At 62.1% G+C, this 9,687-nt stretch carries 8 protein-coding genes and 1 pseudogene; all 9 read right to left on the bottom strand.

Annotated features, from left to right (window positions below; translation table 11 throughout):
• Positions 1–247: 247 nt before the first annotated feature.
• The 9 genes and pseudogenes from ACGLHR_RS48760 to ACGLHR_RS48720 all read right to left on the bottom strand — a co-directional run bounded on the left by ACGLHR_RS48760 (position 248) and on the right by ACGLHR_RS48720 (position 9,503).
• Positions 248–1,969 carry a methyl-accepting chemotaxis protein gene (locus ACGLHR_RS48760; RefSeq protein ID WP_400102947.1) on the bottom strand — a complete coding sequence of 574 codons (1,722 nt, stop codon included), beginning with the start codon at positions 1,967–1,969 and terminating at the stop codon, positions 248–250.
• Between the two features lie 205 nt (positions 1,970–2,174).
• Positions 2,175–2,952 (bottom strand): annotated as a pseudogene (locus ACGLHR_RS48755) (IS6 family transposase).
• A gap of 82 nt (positions 2,953–3,034) precedes the next feature.
• Positions 3,035–3,355 (bottom strand): antibiotic biosynthesis monooxygenase family protein, encoded by a 321-nt coding sequence (locus ACGLHR_RS48750; RefSeq protein ID WP_400102945.1) that lies wholly within the window; start codon positions 3,353–3,355, stop codon positions 3,035–3,037.
• Between the two features lie 66 nt (positions 3,356–3,421).
• A complete protein-coding gene (locus tag ACGLHR_RS48745) occupies positions 3,422–4,336 on the bottom strand; it encodes an SMP-30/gluconolactonase/LRE family protein (protein ID WP_400102943.1) in 915 nt (304 codons plus the stop codon).
• Between the two features lie 17 nt (positions 4,337–4,353).
• Positions 4,354–5,646 carry an MFS transporter gene (locus ACGLHR_RS48740; RefSeq protein ID WP_400102941.1) on the bottom strand — a complete coding sequence of 431 codons (1,293 nt, stop codon included), beginning with the start codon at positions 5,644–5,646 and terminating at the stop codon, positions 4,354–4,356.
• Between the two features lie 126 nt (positions 5,647–5,772).
• Positions 5,773–6,186: a cupin domain-containing protein gene (locus tag ACGLHR_RS48735; protein ID WP_400102939.1), complete on the bottom strand. Its 414-nt coding sequence runs from the start codon at positions 6,184–6,186 to the stop codon at positions 5,773–5,775.
• 28 nt (positions 6,187–6,214) lie between these two features.
• Positions 6,215–7,585, bottom strand: a complete 1,371-nt coding sequence (locus ACGLHR_RS48730; RefSeq protein WP_400102937.1) for an NAD-dependent succinate-semialdehyde dehydrogenase — start codon at positions 7,583–7,585, stop codon at positions 6,215–6,217.
• Between the two features lie 68 nt (positions 7,586–7,653).
• Entirely contained in the window at positions 7,654–8,631 is a 978-nt protein-coding gene (locus tag ACGLHR_RS48725) for a Bug family tripartite tricarboxylate transporter substrate binding protein (protein ID WP_400102935.1), read from the bottom strand.
• Positions 8,632–8,708: 77 nt separating this feature from the next.
• Positions 8,709–9,503, bottom strand: a complete 795-nt coding sequence (locus tag ACGLHR_RS48720) for an SDR family NAD(P)-dependent oxidoreductase (RefSeq protein WP_400102933.1) — start codon at positions 9,501–9,503, stop codon at positions 8,709–8,711.
• Positions 9,504–9,687 lie beyond the last annotated feature (184 nt).

Here is a 9,687-nt window from a genome sequence, read left to right as displayed (position 1 = left end):
TGTGTGGCACGGCGGCATGTCTCTACCGCACGTGTCATCAAGGCTGGGCGCGTCGTTTGATCACCTTGAAAGGGGTGCTCCTTAGGGATGGTCGGGAGGTCCCTGGGTGTGGCCTTTGGTTTGCGTGGCATTACATGCTCCTTGTCGAAATGTTATGCCCTGCACAAAAAATCCCGTACAGGCCCCGGACGGCTGCTACGCAGAATCGCCCATCCTTGAATTATCAAACGGGCTCTTATAATTGCTCTCACGCATTGGCCGAATCTGCACCGTTGACGGCTTGCCAGGATTGCACACCCTTACCAGCGACAGCAAGCCGCTTCGGGGACGCTTTCGCCAACGCCGATAAGCCGGGCGCCCGAGCCTTTGCAGTGCTGCTTGCCGGCCTCCCGATCGCGATCGATGCAGGAGGTTGCATGCCGCCGACCTTGAACACGCTCACCGCACGGATCAAATTGCTTGCCTGATCCTGCATGGACTGCGCCGCCGCGGAGGCTTCCTCCACTAGCGCCGCATTCTGTTGCGTGACTTCGTCGATCTGGACAATGGCCTCACTGACCTGTTCGATGCCCAAGCTCTGTTCCTGCGTGGCCGCGGTGATCTCGCCCATGATGTCGGTCACGCGCTTCACGCTTGCGACAATCTCCTCCATCGTCGCGCCCGCTTCGCCAACCAGCTTACTGCCTACACTGACCTTGTCCACCGAGCTATCAATCAATGCCTTAATCTCCCTCGCGGCACCGGCGGAGCGTAGGGCCAGATTGCGTACTTCGGAAGCCACCACCGCAAAGCCCCGCCCCTGCTCGCCGGCACGAGCGGCTTCCACGGCCGCGTTCAGCGCTAGGATGTTGGTTTGAAAGGCAATGCTGTCGATTACGCCGATGATTTCGACGATCTTCTTCGACGCGTCAGTGATCGAGCCCATCGTCTGGACCACTTGGGACACGACTGCACCACCCTTGGTCGCTACTTCCGAAGCCGATACCGCCAACTGGTTGGCCTGGCGGGCATTGTCGGCATTCTGTTTGACGGTCGACGTTAGTTCCTCCATAGACGCCGCCGTTTCCTCCAGCGAGCTGGCTTGCTGCTCAGTACGGGCTGACAGGTCCTCGTTGCCGGCCGCAATCTGTCGTGATGCTGTGCTCACCGATTCGGTCGATGCGCGCACGGTCCCGATGACTTGTATCAGGCTTTCCTGCATCCGCCTCGCTGCGGCAACCAGCACACCGATCTCATTATCGGACTGCTGCTCGAGACTTGCCGTCAAGTCCCCGCTCGCCACGTGGTCCAGATGCTTTCCAACCTCTTGCAAAGGTCGTTGCACGATAACGACCAGTGCCCAGCGGACCAGCGCGGCGACCAGCACCGTGAGCACAACGACAATCACGATGACCGCCTGCAGCCGCGCCAAGGTGCGGCCTGCATCGGCTTGCGCCTCTTCGCCACGGGCTTCAGAGCGTTTGACGAGCTTTTCCAGTTCCGCGTTGAAGGTGCGGGACGCGGCGATGCTTTGCGTCGCGCTGATCCGGTCATAGGCCGCCGTGTCACCCGAAACGACGGCTTGCCGCTCCGATTTGACGCTGTCGTTCAGCGAACGATAAGTCGACACCAGCTTCTTGGAAAGCTCCTGCTCTTCCGGATTCGAGCGCTGCATCTTTGCAAACGCTTCGATCTCTTTCTGCCCCTGTTCCAGGCGGATGGTAACCGTCTTCAACAGGTCCTTAGCTGCAGACTCGTCGCCCACGCGCGTGGCGCTTTGCCCCGCGGCGAGCGAAACGCGCGCCCGCTGGGTAGAAGCAAAGGCAGCGTTGACCGCCTGAAGCTCAGCCGTAACCACGCTCATGCGTCCCAGCGACTCGGCCGTATTTCGCAGACCGCGCCACGCAACGAAATTGTTGACCGCCGTCAACAGGACGAAAAGGATCAGTACGGCCGAAAGACTCGTACTGATTCGCAACTTTTGCATCATTTTGTCTCCTTGCAGTTGGTGGGGCGCGGTTTCCACCGGCTATCTTTTCTTGCAGTCGAGGATGCCTGAGCTGTGCCCCCCTTGGCAGGGTAAGCGTCGCCTCCAAAATACTGTCAGTGCCAGCCGATACGGCGGGCGATACAGTGTGCGTTCACGCAAGGCATCACCCCGATTTACGACCGACTGACGGAAATCTTAAGGCTCATCACCGAATTCCGGGGAAGGCAGCGCGAATCCTCTGGAAGAAGCAGGCGTTGTGACTCTGATGAAAAAGCACTGCCTTCCAAACAGCAGGCGCAGTGGTATCTTTGAGGCACCGCTTTATGCGGTTGAACTGACCTCTTCGAATGCGATGCATCATCAGCTCGATGCCGGAAATCGTAACGCCCGTATTCCTGAAGCATTTGAAGCCGAGCATCGCATTGACCCTGGATTTGATGTTGCGATGATCCTGCTCGATCCAGTTGTTCAAGTACTTCGACGATCGCAACGTCGTTTCCTAGGGCAGAAAATTTGTCAGTCTTCATTTCGCGCACCGCGCGGTGAGACGCCGCGTAGCCGTCCAGCGTGATGGTTTTCGGAGCGAGGCCTTGACTCTTGATCGCCTTCGCCAAGAAACCCTTGGCTGCAGCAACATCGCGTTTGATAGTGAGCGGGAAGTCGACTGTCTTTCCCGCTCGATCAACTGCACGGTAAAGATAGACCCATTTGCCACGGATTTTCACATGCGTCTCGTCGACTCGCCATGAACGACCAGCGGATCTGGCAAACCGATCCCAGCGCTTCACGAACTCCGGCCTGAAGCGTTGGGCCCAGCGCATGATCGTTGTGTGCGCAAGCGAGAGGGCGCGCTCGGCCATCATTTCAACGAGGGCTCGAAGGCTGAGCTTGTAACGCAGGTACCAACGCACACACAGGACGATGACTTCGCGGTCAGAGTGCCGCCCGTTGAACAACCAGTCGATCTCCCTCAGCGTACTCATCGCGGGCTCACGCCCGTCAAAAACCCGAGCGTAACCCACTGACCCCTCCGAGTTGCACCAGAGCCCCGCTCGTTGGAACCTCTCAGTCCCCATCCCCGGCTTCGCCTTCCAACGAAGCCTCGTCAAAATGCTCCACATGCGGGGCATCCACAAAGAACGGGCCGACGATCGCGCGCCACTTACCAAACGCCGGCGACTCCCGAAACCCGACTGTGTGGTCCTCCACCGTCGCCCAATCCACCAATAGCAGGACACGGCCCGCCGTTTCCCTGCAAGTGAGAACGCTGTGACGCCGGTATCCCCTGGCCTTTGAGAGTACGTCGCGCACGCCACGCTGCAGTGCTTCGCAGAACGCCTCCTTGTCCTCGGGTCTTATCTTGAAATCCGCAACTTCGACGATCATCGTTCTTTTCTCGACTCTGGGCCGCCTCCGGCCCTCTTACTTGACTTTGCTTGCCGCCACGGCGGCTCACTGGCAGAACATCCGCTTCCCGGGCACGTCCAGCTCCGCCTTGAGCACCGTGCCGGAACTCGATTCCGTAATGAAGAGCGTGCGGTTTCCCTCGCCACCGTAGGCAACGTTGGTCGTGTGGTCTCCCACGGCCGACGTGATGCGGTGCACCGGCTCGCCTCGCGCGTCGACCACCCAGACCGAGCCCATGCCGGTATGCGCGATGGCCAGACGGCCCTGCTCGTCCAGCGCGAGGCCGTCGGGTCCCGTCCCGCCAGAAAGCTGCACGAAGGTCCCGACCTTGCTTACCGTGCCATCGCGCATAAACGGCACCCTCCACACGGCGTTCGCACGCGTGACCGCAAGGAAGAGGACGGATTCATCCAGGTTCATCACCAGCCCATTCGGGCTGGGGATGCGCTCCAGCACGCACTCAAGCCGCTCCTGCCGGCTGTACCGGAACAAGCGCCCGCTCGGGTCTTGATGGCCCGACAGACCCTGGTCAGTGAAATAGAGGTCGCCGTTGGCCGCGAAGAACAAGTCATTGACTGCCCTGAAGCGCTCAGCATAGTGTCGCTCCAGCAGTGGGCTCACGAGCCTCGTCTCGAGGTCGAGCACCATGACGCCGTGTTTGTAGTCGGCGATATAGGCACGTCCGTCCCGGCCCAGCTTCAGCCCGTTGGGCCAGCCGTCGTACTGCACGATGGTCTCGCATTCGGCAGAAGGCGAGAAGCGGACGATACGCCCATTCGGCGCGTCCACGCAGTACAGGTTGCCATCGTTGTCGAAGCTCGGGCCTTCCAGCAAAGACCGGGTTGGAATGCCGTGGGGCTGGCTACCTTCCCAGGCTGCGGCAATTCCAGGGCTGGACGTTGCATCGGGAAGACGCGCGAACAGTGTAGCCTCGGTTATCGGGGGGGGAGCAAAGAACATCGGGTTTCTCCTACAAGCTATCCATGGAACACGCGTGCTCCCGCTTCACGGCCGGCCCGCGCATTCGCGCACCGCGCCTCACCGATGCGCCTGCGCGTGGCAACTTGCGATACCAGCGCCCCGACCAGCAGCAACACCCCGGCCGCGGCGAAGGCATAGTTGTACGAATCGGTCGCGGCAACCAGATAGCCGGTCACGATGGGGGCCAGGATACCGAACACGTTTCCGCCGGCGATGGCGATGCTGTTGGCCTTGCCGGCATCCGCAGCATGGTCGAGCAGGTCGTTGGCAAGTGCCATGTTCAGCGAGATCGCCGTCGCGATGCCGGTCAGGGACACGGCCAGCAGCAGTACGATGACCCAGATATTGTTCGCGAACGGTGCCGCAAGAATAACGGAAGAGCACAGCAACATGGCGCCGATCATGGGCCTGCGCTTCCCGGTCTCAGCCTCTCCAGGCCTGAGGAGCTTATCGCTGATGCGGCCCAGCAGCATGCCAAACAATACTGCGCAAGCGTACGGCAATGCGGTATAGATGGCGGCGTCCTTGATGTTCATGCCCTTGGTTGCCTGCAAGTAGCTCGGAAGCCACGTCAGGAACAGGTACTGGGTGTACACCGCGCAACCCTGCGTCACGGCGATGCCCCACATGCTCGTGGACCTCAGCAGGCCCTTCAGGCCGACGCCCGGGTCTGGCGTCGCTGCCATCGCCGGGGCCGACGCGGTAGTAGTGGCCTGCGGCGCGGAATTGCGGAACCAGATCATCCACGGCACAAGCCAGACGAGCCCGATGGCGCCAGCCAGCATGAATGCGACGCGCCAACTGACGACGGATACCAGCCAGCCGATGAAGAGCGCGCCAACTGCCGGGCCGGCGTACGCGCCGCTATTGAAGATGGTGGTGGCGAAGCCCCGGTTCTCCGTGGGCACCTGTTCGCGGATGAACTTGTTGGCGCATGGATAGCTGGTCGCTTCACCCGCGCCCATGACCAGACGCGTGGCGAAGAGCGCGTGGAAGCTCCCCACAAGGCCGGTGAGCACCGTGGCAATCGACCAGACGCCCATGCCCCCCACGCAGACTCCTTTCGCCCCATACTTGTCAGCGAGGATGCCGGCCGGTATCAGGCAGAGCAGGTAGGTCCAGAGGAATGACGAGAAAAGATAGCCCATCTCGACTGGGCTCAACTGGAACTCGGCCGCGATCGGCTTGGCGGCGACAGAGAGCGCTACACGGTCCAGGTAGTTGATCAAGGCCATGGTGAACAGCAGCAGATACACCGCCACCAGGCTTCGAGAGGTTGAGGATTTCACGATGTCTCCAGTTCTTATCGTCCGCCGTGGTCCAGGCCGGCGGTGTGCTCCCATCGAACGCCAGCTCGTGTTTCCCGGGAGGCAGGCGCCCGGGACGCAGGGCGCCTGTGCGGAACTGCAATCGCGCTAGCCGTTGTGCTCCGCGGCGATGGGGCGGGTCTCGCCGGTCTCCACAAGGGTGCGGCTCGCGTCCGTCGAGCCATAGATCCACAGGATCTTCATGGGCGCCGTCGCCGACGCATTGCGGAAGCGATGCGGCACGTTCGGGGGAATGAAGGTGGCATCACCCTTCTTGACGGGGATCGATTGCCCATCGATGTCGAAGATGGCCTCGCCGTCGATCAGCACAACGCTTTCCTCGGCATTGTGATGATGGAAGGGAATCTCGGCGCCTCCGCCGAACTCGGTATAGCCAGTGATGAAGGCCGTGGCGCCCTCGCCCTTCCCTACCAGGGGTGTCGTGCGGGCGCCGCCGCCGCGGTCATGTGTCTTGATGGCGTCGGACTGCAGCAGCACGGCATTGGATTCAGTCTTGATCATGGCATAGCCTCGAAATTGAAGAAAAAGTTCAGTGGGCAGGGCCAACCCACACCGTCTTGATGTTGGTGAACTCGCGGATGCCGAACTCACCGAGCTCGCGGCCGTAGCCGGATTGCTTGACGCCACCGAAGGGCAATCGCGGATCGGAGGCAACCAGGCCGTTGACGAATACCGCGCCCGCCTCGATGCGCCGGGCCAGCGCGTGGGCCCGCTCCAGATCGCCGGTCCACAGCGCCGCGCCCAGGCCAAACTCGGTGGCATTCGCCACCGCAATTGCTTCGTCAACGCTACCGACCCGGATGACGGCCGCGGCAGGCCCGAACGTTTCCTCCACTGCCGCGGCCATGCCCGGTGTGACCCGGTCCAGAATGGTGGGCGCATAGAAGAAGCCAGGCCCGTCGATCGGATGTCCGCCCAGCGCGACCACCGCGCCCGCGCTGACACTGCGCTCCACCTGTGAATGCAGATCGCTGCGCAGATTGGATCTGGCCAGGGGGCCCACGGTTGTGCCGCGGTCCATCGGGTCGCCGACCGCCAGCAAGCGCGTGCCGACGCAGAAGGCGGCAACGAAGCGGTCCGCGACGGCGTCTTCCACGATGAAGCGCTTGGCGGAAATGCAACTCTGGCCCGTGTTCGAGAAACGCGCCTTCACAGCCATCCTGGCGGCAGCGTCCACGTCCGCGTCGGCCAGCACGATGAACGGGTCGGAACCGCCGAGTTCCAGGACCTGCTTCTTCATCAGGCTACCGGCCTGGGCAGCGACCAGCTTGCCAACGGCCGTCGAGCCGGTAAGCGTCACCGCCGCGACTCGTGCGTCAGCCAGGACGCCGGCCACCTCCGACGCTTCGATCATCAAGGTGGAGACCAGGCCGTCATGCGCGCCCGCCTCCCGAAAGGCCTCCGCCAGCGCGAGCGCGCATTGCGGCACGTTATTGGCATGCTTGAGCAAGGCCGCGTTTCCCGCGGCGAGTGCGGGGGCGGCAAAGCGAATGAACTGCCAGAACGGGTAGTTCCAGGGCATCACCGCCAGGACCACGCCCAGCGGGTCGAACACCACGCGGCTGTCCGCCGCATTGCTGGGAATCTGGACATCGGCCAGGAAGCCTGCTGCGGATTCGGCATAGAAGTCGCAAGTCATCGCCGACTTGTCGATTTCAGCCTCGGCTTCCGCGAGCGGCTTGCCCATCTCGGCGGTGATCATGGCCGCATACTGCGCCCGATTGCGGCGAAGCACCGCGGCCACTTCCGCCAGAAGCGTACAGCGCTCGCGCACCGACCGCGTGCGCCACGCCTGTTGGGCCTGCGCCGCGCCTTGCAGCTTGCGCTCGACATCTTCCGGGCGATCGAGAAGGTAGCGGCCGAGTTCCGCACCCGTGGAGGGATTGACTGAAACGATCATTGGTATATTGGTAGCAGGTTGTTCGGCGAACGCAGCCATGCCAAGGCGAGGCTGCGTTCGCGCAAGGATCAGATGGGTTCGCTGGCCAGCACCTTGCGCCGGATCAGGTCTTCAAGCGTGCCGGCGTCCTTTTCCAGTCTCGCCTTGAACACCTCAGGCGTGCTGTTCACGATGTCGAATCCGTTCTGGGCGAAACGCTTGGCGAGCTCCGGGTTGCGCATCACTTCCGAGGTGGCCGCCACGATCTTGTTCCGCGTATCCGTCGGCAGGCCACTTGGCGCGACCAGACCGACCCAGGTGGGATACTCCAGCCCCGGGATGGACTCGCTCATCGTGGGGACACCCGGCAGCAGGGCAGACCGCTTTGACGAGCCCACGGCGATGGCCCGGACCTTGCCTGACTGAATATGGGGGAGCAGCACCGATACGCCGGCGAAGGCGAAATCGATATGTCCTCCCAGCAGGTCCGTGATCATCGGAGCGGCACCCTTGTAGGGAACGTGAGTCGTCTTGAGCTGGCGCGCCAAGGCCATCTGCGCGCTGTTGACGTGCCCAGCGGATGCCAGCCCCGAGGTGCCGTAGGTCGTGCCCGGATGGGCTTTCAGGTACACGATCAGCTCTTCCAGGTTCTTCACAGGGAGATCGCCCCGGGTGACCAGGATCTGCGGCGTGGTCACCAGCAGGTTCAGGTAGTCAAACGACTTGAAGGTGTCGTACCGCAGGCCTTTCATGATCTGGTAGTTGGCCGCCTGCGTATCGAGCGCCAGCATCAGCGTATAGCCATCGGGCTTGGCGCGGGCGGTCTCCGCCGCGCCGATAGATCCACCGGCGCCCGGCTTGTTCTCGATCACGATGGGTTGCCCGAGCTTCTCGCCGAGTGCCACACTGATGATGCGCGCCGTTTGGTCGACAGCGCCACCGGCCGCGAACGGTACGATCAGTCGAATCGGCTGGTGCGGGTACGCCTGCGCCGAAGCCAATGCGCTGGCGCCGGCGCATACAGCGAATGCCGCGGCATTGAACAGCCGCCGATAGAGGGATGCCATCCTTGTCTCCTGTCTTTTTAGTCTGGTCTGCTCCGCGTCCGCGAGCACCCCTGCCCGGCCGGACGTCGATACCTGGATCAGGGCGTGCTGGCGATCAAGCCACCGTCGATTACGATCTCGGTGCCTGTTACGTAGCGGCTCTCATCGGCCGCCAGGAACAGGGCGGCATGGGCCGTGTCCCAGGCATCGCCCATATGCTTCATCGGAATCTGGTTGTTTCGGCGCGCGAGGAAACCATCCGGATCGCCCTGTGCGTACTTCTGGACGAGGTTTTCAAGCAGCGGCGTGTGCATCAGCCCGGGCACCACGCAATTTAAGCGGATACCCTCCGCAGCGTGAATCACGGCGGTCGTCTTCGTGAACTGGATCAGCGCAGCCTTGGCCGCGGCGTAGGCGACCTGGGGCTTGCCCACGTAGCGCAGGCCGGCAACTGAAGACACGTTGATGACGGAGCCGGCGCCCTGCTTGCGCATGACGGGCAGCACATGCTTGCATGCGAGGAACGCGCCTTTCAGGTTCACCTCGATCTGCGCATCCCAGACGGCTTCGGTCATGTCTACCGGCCCGCCAGGCTGCGACAAGCCAACGTTGTTGACCAGGATGTCGATGCGCCCGTGCAGCTCGAGGCAGGCGTTCACCGCGCGCTCCACGTCTTCGGCCTTGGTGGAATCGCACCGCACCACCGTCGCCTGGTTTCCTTCTTCCTCGATGCGCTTGCGCGTGTCTTCCGCGTTCTCCAGGTTCAGGTCGGTGCCAAAGATCGCGGCACCCTGGCGGGCCATGAGAACCGCCATGGTCCTGCCATTGCCCCAGCCTTGTGCCACGGAGCCACACCCCATGATCAGGGCAACCTTGTTGGTCAGTTTCAACATTCCACTTATCTCCTTGTACGGCGCCTCGGGCGGCAACACCGCCGACGTTGGGGCGAATCGTAAGCAGCGGCGATTGATAAGTGAAATTCTTTATTTCTATCCAATGATACTCAACTTTAGACATTCAGGCCCGCTCAACGAGCGGGTTGGAAACGGATTCAAGAAATCGAAAAATGCTTGACAT

The organism is Cupriavidus sp. CuC1 (assembly GCF_044627735.1).
Taxonomy (GTDB): Bacteria; Pseudomonadota; Gammaproteobacteria; order Burkholderiales; family Burkholderiaceae; genus Cupriavidus; species Cupriavidus ulmosensis.
Note: the sequence above shows the minus strand (reverse complement) of the source record. Positions and strands in the feature narration are given on the sequence as shown.